The 17,896-nt window shown below is 47.2% G+C and carries 16 protein-coding genes; 3 read left to right on the top strand and 13 right to left on the bottom strand.

What is annotated here, in order from left to right; translation table 11 throughout:
• Positions 1-4: 4 nt before the first annotated feature.
• Entirely contained in the window at positions 5-877 is an 873-nt protein-coding gene (locus QZT80_RS10250; protein ID WP_295121392.1) for a hypothetical protein, read from the bottom strand.
• 133 nt (positions 878-1,010) lie between these two features.
• Here QZT80_RS10250 and QZT80_RS10245 point away from each other — a divergent pair, with 133 nt between their 5' ends.
• Entirely contained in the window at positions 1,011-2,903 is a 1,893-nt protein-coding gene (locus QZT80_RS10245; protein ID WP_295121391.1) for a gamma-glutamyltransferase family protein, read from the top strand.
• A gap of 66 nt (positions 2,904-2,969) precedes the next feature.
• On the opposite strand, the gene QZT80_RS10240 is transcribed toward QZT80_RS10245, so the two are convergent.
• The 6 genes from QZT80_RS10240 to QZT80_RS10215 form a co-directional block, all read right to left on the bottom strand.
• Positions 2,970-3,272: a hypothetical protein gene (locus tag QZT80_RS10240; RefSeq protein ID WP_295121390.1), complete on the bottom strand. Its 303-nt coding sequence runs from the start codon at positions 3,270-3,272 to the stop codon at positions 2,970-2,972.
• A gap of 86 nt (positions 3,273-3,358) precedes the next feature.
• Positions 3,359-4,237, bottom strand: a complete 879-nt coding sequence (locus QZT80_RS10235) for a pirin family protein (protein ID WP_295121388.1) — start codon at positions 4,235-4,237, stop codon at positions 3,359-3,361.
• Positions 4,238-4,302: 65 nt separating this feature from the next.
• The gene (locus QZT80_RS10230; protein WP_295121387.1) at positions 4,303-4,881 is read right to left on the bottom strand and encodes a Crp/Fnr family transcriptional regulator; all 579 of its coding nucleotides are present in this window, start codon (positions 4,879-4,881) and stop codon (positions 4,303-4,305) included.
• A gap of 103 nt (positions 4,882-4,984) precedes the next feature.
• Positions 4,985-6,136, bottom strand: a complete 1,152-nt coding sequence (locus QZT80_RS10225) for a TIGR03364 family FAD-dependent oxidoreductase (RefSeq protein ID WP_295121386.1) — start codon at positions 6,134-6,136, stop codon at positions 4,985-4,987.
• A gap of 13 nt (positions 6,137-6,149) precedes the next feature.
• Positions 6,150-7,475: a DUF5690 family protein gene (locus QZT80_RS10220; protein ID WP_295121385.1), complete on the bottom strand. Its 1,326-nt coding sequence runs from the start codon at positions 7,473-7,475 to the stop codon at positions 6,150-6,152.
• A 213-nt stretch (positions 7,476-7,688) separates the two neighbouring features.
• Positions 7,689-8,483 carry a DUF5995 family protein gene (locus tag QZT80_RS10215; protein ID WP_295121384.1) on the bottom strand — a complete coding sequence of 265 codons (795 nt, stop codon included), beginning with the start codon at positions 8,481-8,483 and terminating at the stop codon, positions 7,689-7,691.
• Between the two features lie 247 nt (positions 8,484-8,730).
• On the opposite strand from QZT80_RS10215, the gene QZT80_RS10210 reads away from it, so the two are divergent.
• Positions 8,731-9,735, top strand: a complete 1,005-nt coding sequence (locus QZT80_RS10210) for a hypothetical protein (protein ID WP_295121383.1) — start codon at positions 8,731-8,733, stop codon at positions 9,733-9,735.
• Positions 9,736-9,815: 80 nt separating this feature from the next.
• Here the strand turns inward: QZT80_RS10210 and QZT80_RS10205 are convergent, their stop codons facing one another.
• Positions 9,816-10,763 carry an ABC transporter ATP-binding protein gene (locus QZT80_RS10205; RefSeq protein ID WP_295121382.1) on the bottom strand — a complete coding sequence of 316 codons (948 nt, stop codon included), beginning with the start codon at positions 10,761-10,763 and terminating at the stop codon, positions 9,816-9,818.
• Positions 10,764-10,936: 173 nt separating this feature from the next.
• Between QZT80_RS10205 and QZT80_RS10200 the strand changes: the two genes are divergently transcribed.
• Positions 10,937-11,530 (top strand): RNA polymerase sigma factor, encoded by a 594-nt coding sequence (locus QZT80_RS10200; protein ID WP_295121381.1) that lies wholly within the window; start codon positions 10,937-10,939, stop codon positions 11,528-11,530.
• 153 nt (positions 11,531-11,683) lie between these two features.
• Here the strand turns inward: QZT80_RS10200 and QZT80_RS10195 are convergent, their stop codons facing one another.
• The 5 genes from QZT80_RS10195 to QZT80_RS10175 are packed head-to-tail and all read right to left on the bottom strand — an operon-like array spanning position 11,684 to position 17,221.
• Positions 11,684-13,123, bottom strand: coding sequence for a transglutaminase domain-containing protein (locus QZT80_RS10195; protein ID WP_295121380.1), 1,440 nt, complete (start codon positions 13,121-13,123; stop codon positions 11,684-11,686).
• Positions 13,120-13,776: a hypothetical protein gene (locus tag QZT80_RS10190; protein ID WP_295121379.1), complete on the bottom strand. Its 657-nt coding sequence runs from the start codon at positions 13,774-13,776 to the stop codon at positions 13,120-13,122. Before QZT80_RS10190 ends, QZT80_RS10195 begins: the two co-directional genes overlap by 4 nt.
• Positions 13,777-13,781: 5 nt before the next feature.
• Positions 13,782-15,026 carry a hypothetical protein gene (locus tag QZT80_RS10185; protein WP_295121378.1) on the bottom strand — a complete coding sequence of 415 codons (1,245 nt, stop codon included), beginning with the start codon at positions 15,024-15,026 and terminating at the stop codon, positions 13,782-13,784.
• Positions 15,027-15,057: 31 nt separating this feature from the next.
• On the bottom strand, positions 15,058-16,776 hold the full coding sequence (locus QZT80_RS10180) for a tol-pal system YbgF family protein (RefSeq protein ID WP_295121377.1): 1,719 nt from the start codon (positions 16,774-16,776) through the stop codon (positions 15,058-15,060).
• Between the two features lie 10 nt (positions 16,777-16,786).
• On the bottom strand, positions 16,787-17,221 hold the full coding sequence (locus QZT80_RS10175; RefSeq protein ID WP_295121375.1) for a hypothetical protein: 435 nt from the start codon (positions 17,219-17,221) through the stop codon (positions 16,787-16,789).
• Positions 17,222-17,896: the final 675 nt, after the last annotated feature.

Below are 17,896 nucleotides of genomic sequence, written 5' to 3'. Positions count from 1 at the left end.
TTAATCAGGGCCTGTAATTCTGCAAATGCAGCATACCCAGCGGCTCCATCCATTTTTTGTAGGTAACATCCATCTCCAGACCTTTTAGCGCCTGCATGGCGGCTGGCGCATGCTGAACGGGTAATATCCGGCAACCGGACTCTTTAAATCCGGCGAGCAGGCCACCTGCCTGCTCCAGCAGTGTATCGAACTTCACTACACCCAGTTCCATACGCTCCCTGCCCCACCAGTTTTTACGCAGGCGGCCCATTACTACGTAATCTACTTCGGGAAATACTGCAGGATCCGGAAACGCCCAGGCACATACACGGATGGGCTCCTGGCTGCCTGCCCTTCTAAAGTACGACACGCGCGGCACGAAATATTCTTTTCCCAGCTCCTCATTTATCAGGGAGCGGCGAAGGTTGTATTCCCATATAAAATCGGTTACTTCAGGCGACATATAACAGCATTTGTCGTCGAAATAGTTTACGGCAAACTTACTATTGGTTACCCGCCATTCCTCGTAAAGCAACTGGGCGTTGGGCTTTTGCGGGATATCGGGCTCTTCGCCCTGTGGATTTAGTACAAACAGGTTGAGGTCTGCCACGAGGTTTTTTACAAACAGGAAGGCTTCTTTGCCGAAAAAGTCGGGACGCATAAAACTGAGGTTAAACGACAGGCCCGTATGCTCAAAACCCATTAATACAGGTACCTTATCTGCTTCGTCCAGTTCCAGGAAAAAGTAAACACCGGTGTTCTCATTATGATAATTGAAGTCGGAACGTAGCCCCTGCTCTGGTATTGTAGCCGGGATCTTAGCTTCGAGGTAACTGATAATATCACGGCTGCTTAAAGGCTGGCCTTTTATCTTCGCGAATGAAAGATCGTAACTCATAGGGATAGCATTACGGCAGCAAATTAATTTAAATTCTTTCATCCTTCCCTGTCCACCCGTCATTTTTTATATAATGGAGCCCGCAAAACGTGTAACTTACCAGCTACCAACAGATCTAAATCTTTGTTTTGATATGAGACAACTTTTCCTGTCCGCCCTACTGCTATCGATACTGAGCCAGGGCAACGCACAACAAACACAAAAACCGCCTTTACACGGCAAAAACTGGATGGCCATTACCGGCAAACCTATGGCGGCAACGGCCGGCTCTATGATATTCCAGAAGGGCGGCAATGCTGTAGATGCCGCCTGCGCTATGCTGGCAGCTACCTGCACGATGTGGGACGTGCTTAGCTGGGGCGGAGAAACACAGGCGCTGATTTATAATCCGAAAACGAAAAAGGTAATAGCGATCAATGCACTGGGCGTTGCACCAACGGGCGCTACGGCGGCCTTTTATAAGGGAAAGGGATATAGCTTCCCGCCTGAATACGGCCCGCTGGCTGCTGTAACGCCTGGTACTGCAGGTGGCATTTGCCATATGCTGGCCAACTACGGCACCATGAGCCTGAAGGAAGTGCTGGCACCCGCTATGGAAATGGCCGCCGGTTATCCGATAGAAGCGCAAACGGCTAACAGCCTCGAACGCAATAAAGCCATGATTAAACAATGGCCGTACAGCAAAACGGTATTCCTTACCCACCCCGGCGAACAACGCGAAGCACCGGAAGCGGGAGAGATATTTGTACAGAAGGACCTGCTGGCCACGCTCACTAAAATGGTGGAAGCAGAACAAGCTGCGCTGCGCCAGAAGAAAAGCCGTAAAGAGGCGATCATGGCGGCCTATAACCGCTTTTACAAAGGTGATATTGCCAAAGAGTTTGTACGTGGCTGCCAGGAACAGGGCGGGCTGATTACCATGAACGACCTGGCCAAATGGAAACCTATCGAAGAAGAACCTTTACATGTAAACTACAAAGGCATTGAAGTATATAAGTTACAGGAATGGACGCAGGGCCCCATGTTGCTGCAAAGCCTCAACATCCTCGAAAACTTCGATCTGAAAAAGATGGGATACAACTCCCCGGAGTACATTCACACCCTGTACCAAACCATGAACCTCACCTTTGCCGACCGCGATTTCTATTACGGCGATCCGTACTTCTCTCCCCGATCTCCCATCAAAGGATTGCTGAGCAAGGAATACGCAAAGGCCAGGGCGAAAGAAATTGATCCTGCTAAAAATAATGCTGGTATACAGCCCGGTGACCCTTACCCGTTCCAGGGTGGCGTAAATCCTTTACTGCCTTTACTGAAAGAACGAGCCGACTTAACGGACAGCACCAAAAAGAAGGACGACAACTTCGTACCCAAACACGATGTAATTACGGCCATGAACGATGAACAGGCTTACCAGGACCGCCTATGGCGCGGCACCACCAGTGTGGAAGCGGCCGATAAGGAGGGATGGGTAGTATCCATCACTCCAAGCGGCGGCTGGATACCGGCCTGCATAGCGGGTAAAACCGGCATTGGCATGAGTCAGCGCGGACAGAGTTTCGTATTGGACTCGGCCTTAAGTCCCTTTAATGTAATTGCTCCGGGTAAACGTCCGAGGGTAACCTTAACACCTTCTATGGCACTGAAAGATGGCAAACCTTTCCTCTCGTTCGCAGTGCAGGGGGGCGATACGCAGGACCAGAACCTGCTGCAGTTTTTCCTGAACGTTACTGAATTTGGAATGACGGTGCAACAGGCTTCCGAGGCAGCCAATATCAACAGTAATCAGTTATGGCTTTCGCTGGGTGGCACTACTATCAAAGACCGCCAGCCACGCCCGGGCAGCCTGTTACTAAATAGCAACACACCGGAAAAAACAAGAACTGCCCTAAAAGGGATGGGATATACCCTCAGCTTCACCGAACGAAGCAGCGGGCCAATTAATGCGATCTATTTCGACTGGAAACATAACAGTCTTTGGGGCGGGAGCAGTAACCATGGCGAAGATTATGGGATAGGATGGTAAGTTCCTAAAAACACTTAAAGCGGCCACTATAAAAGCGGCCGCTTTTTTATTGCTATTGGTTATATGTTATGCCTGTAGCGCCATCGTAATTTCGCTCAGCAACAACCCACTGCCACCTCCATAGTGCTGCACCAGCTTAACGCCGGGTTGCTTTTCTAAAAAGTAGGAGGACAACTCCGCTTCGTTCTCCGCATCTATACCAGGACCAAACAGTACCAGGTTAAAAGGCGTAGTCGCAAAAAGCGATTTGGCTGCTTCATCGTCCTGCACACCAGTGCCGCTCCATTCGTCGCGCTTGTTCAGCAGTCGTACAACGGTATCCAGTATTTCCTGGTTGCGGCCAATGTAGAGAATATTGATTTTTTCCATAAACCTTGTTGTGATCATTTCCTCACCCACCCTCCTCCGCAAGAAGAAAGGGCTGCCGGGCGAGGGTTAAATATAAAGAATACTGCTTAAGACATCACCATCGGTACATCCATCAGGAGTACTTCGGCATCTTTCGAATTGGATGTGATATGTAAACTCTCTTTATTCCATACGCCCAGCCCGTCGCGGCGGCCTAATGGCGTGCTTTCGATAGTAATATCGCCGTTGAGTACGAAGGCGTACACACCGTTGCCGGGCTTGCGCACTTTGTAGCTGGTACTGAATCCTTTATCGAAACGCCCCATGTGGAACCAGGCATCCTGGTGTATCCATACGCCGGCATCTGTTTTGGAGGGAGATAAGATCTGTTGTAGTTTATTATGACGATCGTTTACGTTCAGCGTGAGCTGGTCGTAGCGCGGAGTGATATTTTTCTTGTTGGGGAACAGCCAAATCTGTAAAAAGCGGGTATCGCGATCGCGGTTCTTATTGTACTCGCTGTGGAAAATACCTGTACCGGCACTCATCACCTGTACATCACCGTGTTTAATGACGGCCACGTTACCCATACTGTCTTTATGTTCCAGGTCGCCCTCCAGCGGAATGGAGATAATTTCCATGTTGTCGTGCGGATGCCTGTCGAACCCCATACCTGCCGCTACCCAGTCGTCGTTTAATACACGCAGCACGCCAAAGTGCATACGTTCCGGATTGTAGTAGTTGGCGAAGCTAAATGTATGGTGACTATCCAGCCAGCCATGGTTCGCGTGCCCGCGACTGGCGGCTTTGTGTAATACCATATTAGGCAGTACGGCAGATTGTGTATTGGGAATATGATTAAAACCCATTACCTCCAGTTCCTTCAATTCATCCACATCATTTTTTATCACATTACCCATGGCTGCGTTGGCCACGAACATGCCGGTACCGAGCAGGCCTTTACGTATAAAATCTTTTCTTTCCATAGCGGTGGTTTGATAGGCAAATCTACCTGCTGCCTGCCACCTGGACATTGAACTAGTTCAAGAAATTACTTTTTAGAGAGGCGGGTGCGCACTTTACTGAGAAATTCGGGAGAGAACCCCAGGAAAGAGGCTATCTGGTGCTGGGGCGCACGCTGAGGTATGGTAGGGTAACGCTGCAGAAAGTCGAGGTACTTTTCTTCTGCGCTGGTGGCAATGGTCTGGAACAAACGTTCCTGCAACCGCGACAGGTTGCGTTGCACCATCAGCCGGAACATACGTTCGAAACAAGGCGCCTGCCGCAGCAACGATTCCTTGGTATCGGGATGTAGGATCAGTAATTCACAATCTTCCAGCGTTTCTATGAACATACGACTGGGCTTGTTTTCATGAAAACTGGCAATATCGCTTACCCACCAGTTTTCTATGGCGAACTGTAAGGTGATCTCGGCGCCATGTTCATCCACATAATAACTGCGGATACACCCTTTACTAATGAACGCTTCAAAGCGGCATACCTCCCCTTCCTGTAACAGGAACGTTTTTTTAGGCACCGTACGATGCTCCAGCAGCGAATTAAACAAAGCTACCTCCTGCGGTGAGAAGGAGGCAAAGCGGTGTATATATTCGTTGATGGCCGTGAACATGATTTTTAAAGGTATTAAAAAACATGTTTCGTTGCGCAGGATTGAGCATAATGTCAACAAGCGGAATAAAAAAGGCATCGGAACTACCGATGCCCTGCTGTATTTAAGCGAATATTTTCTGTATACTCTGTTCCGTATAACCAATACTGGCGGTCATGCCCTTACCACCAATACCCGTGCGAATGTGAATGTTCGGACTGATATCTTTTTCCACGATATTGTCCGGGTGTTGCGGGTAATAACCGGCCCAGGAGCTGGCTACCTTGTACACATCGAAATTCACGATACGCGCCGCTTCGTCAAGCATGAGCTTATTAATCGCATCACTGATACTGAACCCCAGGTCGTCGGTATGCGCTACATCTGCATACTCGTGCGAGTCACCAATAATAAAACTGCCATCAACTGCTTTTTTAAACAGGATGTGGATACCCCATTGTTTCAGCTCTTTATAATGATCGGGTGTAGCTATTGTTTTAAAAGAAGGACAATGCGCCTCGAAACTCTCGTACCGGCGGATGGTAAGACCAGTAAGGATATTGCCTTCCAGCTGCACTTCGGGCATCGGCACGGTGCGAAGCATTTGCAGTTTGCTGACTACCTGGCCGCTTTGTTTGTACACGTCCGGGAACAATAATTTAAATTCAAGACCATTGCAGATGATAGCCTTCGCGGCATAGAAACGTTCCTGCGAAGTGCCCATTACACTTACTCCTTCTACCTCATCGCGGCAATCGATCACAGGCGTGTTATAACGGATGGCGAATGCCGGAAACTTTTCCTGCACGTAAGCCTGTATACGATGGATCATCAACGCGGGCTCTACACTTATCTCTCCGGGAAAAAACAATCCTTCCTCAGCGTAGGACGATCTAATAGCCGGGTACTTGGCCAGCACCGCTTCTTTAGACAACAGTTGTGAGGGATAATCCAATGTATCGTAATGTGCTTTCAGCTCGTGTAACAACGTCTGCTCGTCCTTATCAGAAGCTATGTATACACTACCGTTATTACGGGCTGATATGTCGAACTGCTGCTGGATAGATGTATAGATTTCCAGTCCGCGGCGTCCATATTCAAACCATTCATTGGCCATGCCCGAGGGCACTACCTGGCCAAAGTTGCGCACGGTTGCCCCCACCGGGTAATTATCTTTCTCAAAAAGTAAAACGCTTTTACCCGCAGTTAATGCGTGGTAAGCATGGAAGGTGCCGATAATGCCGCCTCCCACTACTATCAGGTCGTATTTTTTCATCTGTTCCTATTGATCACAATAAATTAAAATTAGTGCTTTTATCAGCATAAGAAACTACCCGTTTTTCATGCCTCATTACTTTATGCCTGAAGTATACCAGCGACAGCAATGCACCCGCGCCTCCCACAATCGCTACCACCATGGCACCATTCCTGAAAAAGAGCCCCCAGCTAACGTGACCGTTGTAAAACTCTTTAAGCAATAATGCACTCACCGTACCAAGATACCCTGCTGCATCGGCTACATAAATAACAAAACCAGCATTACTCTTAAACTTAAATGTGGCGATCATACGCTCAAAGAAAACAGCATTGTAAGGAATATAACCCAGGTACAGTCCCAGCCCCGCAAGGCTCATCCAGGTTACAGGACCGATTTGCTGCCGGCTGTAAAGCACTGTTGAAATACCCAGCAACAATGCGCCGGCAATGATCATGAAATGAATAAATGTAAACGCTTTAAGGTTATCTTTTACCAGTATGAGTAGTCCGATCACCAGCAGCACCACAAGCGAAATAATAGAATCTGTTTGCGTATAAATGTGGTTATTGCGTTTACCCAGATCGGACCATATTTCTACTTCGAAATTATCGCGTATATCGCGTGCGATGGTAAGCAATACATAAATAACGAGCGTAATAATAATACCTGGTAAAAAGTGACGCATAAACTGCTTACGTTCCCGTGCGCACATAGGCTCCCGCTTGTTACGTTGTTGCTGGTCCAACGCGTTGGGCGCAGGCAATACGGCCAAACAGGCAGTAAACAGCAGGAAGGGCGCCACAAACAATAATCCAGTACAAAACGGCATCCAGTATTCGTTTACCGGTAACACATCCATAATCGTTCTGGCTACCGTCTTCACAAAACCAGAAGCGAAAATCAGACTGATGGACATTACCGCAGCAATAATCTCCGTACTCCGCCTCCCCTCCACGTAACCAAATACCAGCCCCCATATCATGCCCAATGGAAACCCGTTAATAAACATAAATACGATATTATAGGGCGCCGGCACCAGCGCAAAGGCCAGCAACGCCGCCCAGGCTATACCTACGAGTAATAAGATCCTCATCGTCCTTGTTCCGCCACCGGTTTCCGCGATGTATCGTATACCGTAAAACTTACTGAGCATATAGCCCAGCATTTGTGCGATGATCAGCCAAACCTTATAATCTGCCCCGAAGTATTGCTCCCCGCTGAAAGTACCGGCAGCAAAAGCTTTACGAAAAGCATACATACTGGTATAACAACCGAAACTTGCGAGCGATGCCAGTAAAGTAATGGCAATATATGGCCACCCCGCCACCTTACGGCGACAGACATCCACGATTTTCATATCTCACTTTTTAGTTACCAAAGAATATCCGGCAGATCAGTATACCTGCAATATCAAATACAACGAGTTTTAACGACATAGATCTGGCTTTAAAATGCACCTGAATCATTGCACTTTATTAATCAATATTAAACAAAAATCAAGTATTAGTAAACAACCCTATTATTATCTAAACATTAATTCTTTGTCATAAATTAATTAAACAACTGGTTATCAGGACAATTTACCCGACTTGGTACTGAGATACTGTTTCTTATAACTATACATTGCCCTTATCACCTTCCGCGGACTTTTCCACTCAAATACCCAGATCACAAAAGTGGTGATCTTGATCAGGCCTTTCGGGCTCTTTAAAGCCTCCGCCAGTTTTTTGATTGATGTATCACGGGCAGACAGGCAATTGGCGCGTTCAGCAGCCTGTTTGCCATATAACTCTTCGGCAAAACTCCAGGCCCCGTCACGTGCATTACCAATACTAAACTGGATAAGTACCGACTGGCCGTTGGCTGCGTGTAGTCCCATCAGGGAAAGTAAAGGAGAAATGCGGCTTATTTCATTGGTCACTTCGTAAGTAAGTGAACCAATGATGTTATTGATGCTGAGAAAGTCTTTATGCAGGCCCTGTATATCGTTGGCGCCACAGGCATCTACCGCGGCAACGCCCAGGTCGTAATTGATATGGGCGTTCATGCCCAGCAACAACTGCTGTAACAGTACCACCCGCCATTTACGCGTACCGGCAAAGGCTACTGCCCAGGGGCCGCTGGGCGACTGTTTACTACGATATTGCTGCACCGCTTCCAGGTAACGATTGGCGAAAAACACGTCGAGCCGCTCCATACGCGGCCCGTCTTCAAATTCATTATTTAAGATGCCTTCTTTTACACGCACCGTTACCTTGTAATACAACGATGCAAAGTAACCCATACGGTCGCCTCGTTTTATACAGTCGTCTATTAATTGTTCTAATTGGAGAATTACTTCGTCGATAGTAGTAGCAGCCGCCATAAGGGGTGTATTTGGGGTGAGTGAAATATGGCTACAATGATAGCTAATTCTTTTTAACATGACAAGCAGGCCTCATCGAAATAATCTTTACTTTTATTACCAAACCCAAACCCTTTTACCTGTGCAGCTACCAACTAAAATTGTTTTGCTACTGTGCCTATGCCTGTGTGGAAGAACCTATGCACAAGATAGTACCTGGAAGGTGCTGATCTATCAACATAAAAAAGTAATTGTACAACGGCCCGACATGTCTTCGTTTGCCAATACCGGCTTTCGGTTGTACCGCAATGTGGTATATAAGTTCCAGACTTCCGATGGCAAACCCGCGGTATTACGGCTGGCAGATGTAACACCGGACAGCCTGCGTTTTATACCTTTGGCGGTATACGAACAGCGCACTCCGGACACTGTAACGTTGCATCCGCGCCAGTTATCGTTCCTGTATGTAGAAGGTGCGGGCGGCTTTTTTACCAAAACGCTCAACCTGCAACTTTACCAGTTTATTTTTGAGAAAGATACATCCGGCAACTACATACCCGGCCTGCCTAAAACTACTTTTGTACATGGCCGGGAAACGCATTACGAACTACTGCCATCGTTTACACGTACAGGCATTAAGAAAAACATCGAACCTGATTCCATCTCCCGTTACCAGTATGTAAAAACACCCAACCCGGTTAATATCGATTCCACTTACCGCGTACGTAAAGTATTCGGTTTTACTCCCACAAAAGTGGAAGAAATTAATGGCCTCTCATTCGGCTTCAGCACCAAAAACGACAAGAACAGAAGATACCATGTACGCGACACACTCATCACCCGCGGTATTAACATAGAACTCAATCCCATTGCCATCATCGGCCCTATAGCACTGGTATATTCGCCACGCAGGTTCAGCGAAACCAGTTATGCGTATTACCGCGACACCTTAGCTGCCACGTGGGAAGCAAAGAACAAAGGGCTCAACATCAGTTTGGCCAACGTTCACGACAGGATCATCGAAGGTGTAAATCTCACCGCCACCTTCACGGTCGTTAATGAACTGCACGGACTCCACATCTCCGCGCTCACCAACTCCGCTTATGTAATAGAAGGTGTGGCCGTTTCGCTGTTAAACGACTGTGTTAAAAGCCGCGGCTTTCAACTCGGCCTTGTAAACAGAAGCCGCAACCATAGGGGATTACAAATAGGTTTATGGAATGTGAACGGTAAGCGGAAATTGCCTTTAATTAACTGGCAGTTAAAGGGGTAGTAGGCAGGTGGTGAAACCAGCGGGGGAATACTATTGGGCCGCCGTTGTGTCACTCCCTTCAGCGGCTTTACTACTATCATCTAAATATACCACCGCTCCCCATCCTTCAACATCACTTCCACCGTATCACCGGGCTTCAGGCTTTCATCATTTGTGTGTACGATAAGTGTTTCGCCATTTACACCTATTTCTGCCTCGTAAGTAAATCCTATAAAATCTACTTTACGCACAGTGGCAGTAACGCCCTCATTCGCGAAATGCAGATTCTCCGGACGCAGGAACAACCCCTCCTTCGTACCCGGGAAAATAGCCTTGCTCAGCACCATATACCGCCCAAACAATCCCGCCACATATTCGCTGGCGGGTTGGCGATATACTGTTTTAGGCGCACCCTGCTGCACGATCTGACCATTTTGTAAAAGGATCACCTCATCTGCCCAGGAAAGAATATCTAACGGATCGTGGGAAACGAGCAGGATGGTGATACTTAGTTTTTCACCGATATCGGCGATTACCGATTTCAGGGTTTGTTTATGAACGAGGTCGAGGTTAGAAAACGGCTCGTCCAATACCAGCAACTTAGGGGAAGTAGCCAGTTGCCTGGCCAGCGAAATACGCTGCTTTTCACCGCCCGACAACTGGTTGGTCCAGCGTTTAAGCAGGTGATCGATGCGGCAAATGCGGTATAGATCGGCGGAGTCTTCGTCGTAAAAGAGGTTGGCGTATTCCAGCTCCTCTTCTACCCGGTAGTTGTTACGCAGTTCGTAGTGCTGCGACAGGTAGGCGATGCCTTTATGACCGGGCATCAGCTTTTCAAGCAGCCCTTTTACCTTTTTATCCTGGAACATTACCTCGCCGCCGGTAGCCTGACCCAAACCCGCTACTATTTTCAGCAACGTGCTTTTGCCCGATCCCGATTCGCCGGCAATGGCGATCTTCTGCAACTCCTGTTGCTCGAAACTAATGCCCTTCAACACCTCTTCCGGCCCTTCCTGCCTGCGGATATCCGATACTTTTAAAATACTCATAGCTATTCCCTCTGGTGGTCCCGGGCAGTAAATTGCCGGGGACGAACGGGGTCAAAAGTATAAAATCATAAGGGGAAACCGGCGGGTGGATGTATCAACTTAAAAAAAACTAATACTTTGCCGCTAATTCTCTATTTTTACTAAACAACCAATTCCACGATTCCTTACTTGCAATGGAGCTGATACCACGATCAGAAAAAGAACTGCTAAGGCAGGCCGCGGAGGGCAATCAGGCCTCCTTCTCCTCGTTGTTCCATACCTACAAGCACAAACTTTACGGCGTATTACTCCGCATGACCGATTCGGCCGAAATGACCGAAGACATCATCCAGGACGTATTCCTGAAACTCTGGAAAAACCGGGAGGAATTGCCTGCCATCGAACATTTCTCTGCTTACCTGTTCCGCATGGCCCAAAACCAGGCCCTTAATGCCTTTAAACGCCGTGCCCGCGAGTACCAGTACATCGCCAGCCTCCAGGAACCTATTACCGGCGCCGAGGCCGAAACCAACATCAGCCTGCAGGAAGTAAAGGCAAAACTGGAAAGCGCCGTACAACAACTGCCGCCGAAACAGAAGCAGGTATTCACACTCAGCCGCGACAAAGGCCTCAAACACGAGGAAATAGCCCGCGAAATGAACATCTCCCCCGCTACGGTCAATAACCACATGATCGAGGCCCTGCGCTCGCTGCGCAAACAAATTGGCCCTTACCTGTACACCACCGGCAGCTACTGGCTGCTCCTGCTGATCTCCAGCTTCCTATAATTCAGCCTTTTATCACTTTTCCGCTACCTGCCAACTGGCGGGCAACTTATCTTTTAACTCAGTTCCTGATGCCATATAGCCGGCTGCTTCAGCGTGATAAACGGTGTACGCCCTAAAGATGACCGGGAACAAATGGATGGCAATAAAAACTGACTAAAACCAATGCTGTAAGCCATCTTTCATGACAAAAGGCCGTGAATAGTGGCTGTTTGCTTTGTCCTGAATTCTCATTAATACCCCGCCGGGTACGTTATAAACTTTAAGCGATCTTCCAGCAACGTCATTGGTCAGTGGCTTCCAGCCGTTTTCCCAAAACTCAACATCATAGGCAGCACCAATAACTGGCCTGCTGCCGGCCTTTCCAATGGCTATCGAGTGCATAAGCCGGGAAAATGCCTTACCAGATGTTGTAGAAAAGGCATCGAACTGATCTGAAATAGGAGCATTTAACTGCTTAATGTTGACATGGGTGATTTTACCAAGTTTGATAAAGCTGTTCACCTTTCCATTTTTATCTAAGACAAATGGTGTGGAATAAGGTGTGAATCTACTATTAACATGAACACCAATAATATAGAGCATTCCCCTGGCCATTTTTGTAAAACGCCAATATTTGCCGCTTTTCTGACCCGTCCATGCCGGCCACCACCGCCCATTGCGGTACACATTGATAGACGGTCTGCCACCGCTGCCAAGGTAATAAACGTCACTGGTAGCCATATACTGATCGGTTACATCGATAAAGTTGCCTCCATCGGTTAAGGCGCAGGGATTTAACAGTTGGCGGCTAAATTGCCGGGTCGGTTTACTACTGGATACATAGCCCCGAAATACCTTTGCGCATAACTTATAGCTGGATAGCTTGTCTGAATAAAGGTCTTTTATTAAAAGAAATGGATTATATGGCTGGGGAGAGTATTCGCCTGCCATGTACCGTATCTCCCTGCCACTACTGTCAAATAAGGTCGACCAGCAGTGAAGGTTGCCGTCGAAATTGCCCCATGAATTTGTAAAGTCAATGGCTGCAGGCACCCCCAGTCCGCGACAAATATAGGTGGCTAGTTTGGTCATCCCTATGCAGTCGGCACTTTGGGCAGATTTAAGATCGGTGTAAGTAAGCGCGGCTGCATCCGTTCTCCTCGAAGAATACACCAAATGTTTGCGGATAAAGCTATCAATTTGGGGAAGATGCGCCAGCGGATCGGTCAATACATTCCCTCCCGTGATAAGTGAAAAATCTTCAGCCACCGCTTTGGGCCAATTATCGATTCGTTCACCCAGAAGCTGCATGGGTAACAGATATGGCCGAAGCTCTCTATTCCAGGACTTTTTGTACCCGTATCCGCTAAGGTGATCCAGCAGTATTTGTGGGGTCAGGCGCAGATCAATGGAAAAAGAGGAATCAAGCGATGGATAATAGGCACTTGTGCCCAACGTTGTGTAATATATATAACACAGGTCCAAAAAATGGCGCCAACCTGTATGTTCCACTTCGGAGTTTTTACCCGGATGCGCCGGGGGGCTTTTAAGACACGCATCCATTCCAAGAGCCGCATACAGAAGTAGCACTACGACCCAAACGACCGATCTCATTTATTAACCACAATTAGGGTACGAGATCGCCCGTACCGGGGGCTAAACAGTAAACTAAAGGCATTACCGGGATGAAGTGACTGCTCAATGCCGTAAGGCGGAATGGAAAATTCCTGGTAAAATAACCCCCAATGACCGACGTGCTGATAGCCGGTAAATACCTCCTTAACACAATCCAATGCTTTACTTATTTTACCCGGCAGGTCACCGGTTTGGATGACCTGCTGAGATAAAACATACACAGGATTCTTACTTAAAGAGGAAAGATGAGAATCAGGCCCTGCATAGATGAACTTGTCTTCAACAAAACAGGTAAAGTAATTACAGAGTAGTGAAATATCTATCCAGATAGAGGTTTGCTGAAGCCATTTATCACCGGCAGTTTCCCCAATACTAATGTTCAGGGAAAAACTGGGGAACTGCCAAAAGTACATATGAGTTACGGCCTGTTCACCAAAATGGCTCATGAGTACTTCCAAAAGTTTTACACCCTGCACATTGGTGCCATCCTGAACGGAGGTAATTTTTTGCTCAATGATTTTTGTGAGCCCCTGTTTGTAAGCGGGGGCCCCGCCATCTTTTTGCAAATATTCTCCATTATGGTAATACTTCTCAATGATACTTTGACTTTCCTCTATGAATAGTTCTTTCATAACTTTTAATTACAGTCTGTTTGATATTTGGCGGCAGTAGTTGGAATGGCCGTTCCCTGACAAGCGGCTCCTATTACTGAAGACCCGGGATAAGCAGCCTGAATGTAAGACTCTACAGTTTCTATCATAAAAAGTCTGACACCGGTTACCGATGCTGGCATGCCTGCATTTAAGGCATCCACTGTTTCATTATAAACGTGGTTAAATGCCTTTCTAAAAGCCTCCGACGCACCGCGTTCTGTAAGCTGGCTGGCCCCTGGTACGATGGTTACGCACAATGTTGTGATAGGTACATAAATAACGGTTGGGTTAGCCGTACCTTGTCCCCACTTTGCAAACCGGGAGTTAAAGCCTGTCAGATTACCAACGTATGCGCCATTAGGACCGGCGATATATTTAAAGGCGAAAACATTCGAGCCGCACAAAGTGGCATAATCGGTAACGCCGTACCATGAGGTATATGTACCGCTGCCACCACCACCATTGGGAGCAGTTTCATCAACCGTACAGGTGGTCGATGAAGTGGAGCCGCAAACAAAAGGTTCGGTGCAATTAGAGTAGGAATATTCACCATTGCTAAAAGTCCATTCGGTACATGTTTGGCATACCTCATAAATGGTAGTGGTGGTACATGTACTGGTGGTTCTGGCATGTTGGTCGTACTTATCCCACCTGGCGTCCCGAACTTCTTCTACAACACTGCCGTTGTTATAGACCCAGCCATTTTTAAAGGTCCCTTTCCAGTCGTGAAATAAAACGTGACCGGCAAACTCCTTCTTTAAATTTCTGTAGTTGTTGCCGGCCAGGTCGCCCTTCACCGAAGTATTGTATTGCTTTGTAGGCAATACAGTCATGAGCGCAAAATCTGTAAGCCCGTTCTCCCGCTTAGTAATGATTAAATACCTGACACTGTTTTCTTCTTTTAAACTCAGTGGAATCCTGGGCTGGCTGGACCCATCGGTAAATGAGAAAGTCTTGGCAGACTTTGTTTTGTAGGGAATCTGAAAAACTTCATCTTCTCCATCCTTAAAATAGATGGCCTTGTCCCATAATATCTTTCTGCTTTGGCCGCTGGCAGCAAGAACCTGTTCATCACCGGCGTGGTTGTTGCGAATTTCAGTTATAAACCAGCTTTGAATAGCGGCTAAATCGTTATCAATCCTGGCCGGCGTATCTGCCTTTCGACACGACAAAATAATAGTTATGGCCAGTAAAACAAAACAACTTGTATACAAAAACACTTTTTTCATTGGGGTGTAATTAAGAGGTCAAATAATTGGTTTATGTAGATTTCAAAAATTGTTCAGCTTGTCTGCGTACCTGCTTTGTCCACTCGGAAGGTACTTTTACGGGCCGCTGTAATAACACCTCGCCATAGCCCCTCGCCTTGGTGGTATCACCCAGGTCTTTGTACATGGAAAACAAATGGTAGGCGGCCCGAAGCCGGTTGGGGTAGGTGGCCATATGGCGCTTGTATTGGTTTTCAGCCTGCCGGGTATCGCCTAAGTTTTGGTAACATTGGCCGATATATAGCAGCACCTTATCATTTTCGTAAAAGTGATGGGCCTGCCGGAGTTTTTTGATGGCCTGATCATAATATCCACTTTCAAACAAAAGCACCCCATGCTGATAATTATACACTGGATAGTCTGATAGTTTACCAGCATACTTCTGATACTGCTCTAAGCTTGGTTCCTGTGTGCAACGGCTTTGCCACAGCCATATAGCATAGATTCTATCACCCGAAAAAACAACGGCTGATGTTATTCCAGCCAACATGATAAGTCTGAACCCCATCCGTCCCTGCACTGTCCATTGCGGGGCGAGGCTCGCCATCCTTGCGACTACAGAGGTTGCGATAACGCCAAAAAAAAGGGCATGAAAGGGATAACCTGTCAGAGATAAGATACCAAAGGTGATCAGATACAAAGCAGTATCCATTCCGCGATTTCCCGTCCGGTCTTTTTTTACCAGGACGATGGCCCCTATCACCAGCGCTACTACGGCTACTACCCCGCCAATTCCCCAGGCCAGGGCCGCAAAAAGAAATTCATTATAGGGTACGGTAATGGCATCGTCGAGCCACACCTGTTCACTGGTAAAATTTCCGCTTTCAAAATTGGTGGCTTTGTACTCGGCATACCGGGTCGCAAATGATGCCGCACCAATACCGGTAGTCCAATGATCTGCCAATATGGACGCAGATACTTTATAGATATACATTCGACCAGCGGTAGAATGATCTTTATTTATATACCAAAATAAGGGAGCTATTACCATTACTACTACCACCGCTATGCGGCCGTATCGAATAACACCGTTTGGCACCGAATGCGCATGGGTCCAAAGGTATTTACAGGCCAATACGAACACACTGACCAACAGGCTGATTCTTGACCCGGATAATACCAGGCAACCCAATAACAGGCAAACAACCAACACTTTGGTAGTATTGAAAGCAACCAAAGGCAATACAGATATTTGACTCCTGTTAATCTGTAGCGTGGCTACCAGGCACAACACCATAAAATAGGCGCATATGGCCGAACTGCCAAAAGGCCACCTAATCAGCTCCGAACCAGGCCCTATTGTTTGATATAGTACAACAATCCCTATTATCACCCATGCCAACAGGAGCGTTAGCTCGATAAAAGGTTGCTGCCCTGCCAACGGCCATGTTAATCTAAAGGCCAGGTAAGCGATAAAAATACTGGCCCAACTATAAGTTGTCGGGTTGAGCAACTGATCGTGATAGGCGCTATTGAAGAACAAGAAGATCGCAAAAGCCACTATTCCTGCATCAATGGCCGAGAGGCTAAGCTGCTTAATGCCCGGAAGTACTACCGCAATAATGAGGGCGCAGGCGGTGATGACAAACAAAGGCAGCGCATGATAGGAGAAGATGCCGTCACCCAGGGCAGAGGCGACTATGAGTGCAGTCATCCCTATTGTAAACAATAGTGTTACGGACTGTTTTATCCTGGAGGGAATAAAATTCATAGCGGGAGCATTAATCCATCTTTAAATAGGACGAATCGGCAGCACTGGAGGTAAATGTTACAAGGATTTTATCGGCAAGATCTTCCATGTGACACAACAGCAAATTATAACGCCCGCGCTTATAGGCATATATTTCCGAATCACTCACCGGATTATACACAGAACTCACAGAAGGCTGGCCGAGCGCGCTTTTGAGCTTTTGGAGCGAGGCTTCGGAGTACGCAAAAAAATAAGTAACCGCCGAAATGGTGGAATCTGCTAAAAGTGCGAACCCCGTTGTTTGGACGCTAAGTCCCCAGGCAGTATTTGAAGACTGCTGCGTATAAAATATTTTCTGATATCTTAATCTGGTGGAAAACTGCTGCTCGCTGACTGCAATATTTATCGCTTCGGGATATTGCGCTTTTGAAAACGTCGTTCCAAGCAAGGTGGCAGGCCAGGGCATAACCTCGCTCGTTGTCGGGGGGGCCTGGCTGTAAAGCCGCAGGTGACTACATATAAAAAGGGACAGCAAAATTATTTTTAACCTCATAACAAAAGCTTACGTTCGGTTACCAATCGGAGTATTAAAAAAATTATGGGAAGGGCAAGCCACCGACTTGCTGGATCAACTTCGTTACAATTCACTGTCTTTAACATTGCTCCCCTTTATAACGGCCAATTCCATTCTAAGGGACCATATGACTTTAAGAAAAACTTGGTCATTGGCCAGTCAGTTGCTATTTATACGAGGGTAAACCCCCGGGCAGGCAGCTATATCGGCGTGTGGCCAGCCGGGCCTCGAATTGACAGTAATACCATACATAATGCGCGTTTTTTTTGTGAAGCGCGCTGGTATCGCCCCGGTAATTAAAAGAGGATTAGAGGCGTGAACCCAAAAAGTGCTGCAAAGTGCGAAACAATGTGCAACACAATCGGCAGTATTTAACGGTTTTTGCCGGTTTTAACCCAAAAGTTAAAACGACGTTTTTCGCTCCTTCATACAAGAATCTCGGTCACGTCCTAAAAAAGGTTTACACCTTCAAAAGTGTAAAACATGGATAAAAACACAGTATTAGTTCGTAAAAAGGGCGGTAGGGCCTTTAAGTATGATCAAACTTTTATGCGGCAGGTTGTATCG

The organism is uncultured Chitinophaga sp. (assembly GCF_902168175.1).
In the GTDB taxonomy this organism is placed as follows: Bacteria; Bacteroidota; Bacteroidia; order Chitinophagales; family Chitinophagaceae; genus Chitinophaga.
The sequence above is the reverse complement of the archived record's forward strand: the minus strand, read 5'-3'. Positions and strand labels throughout refer to the sequence as shown.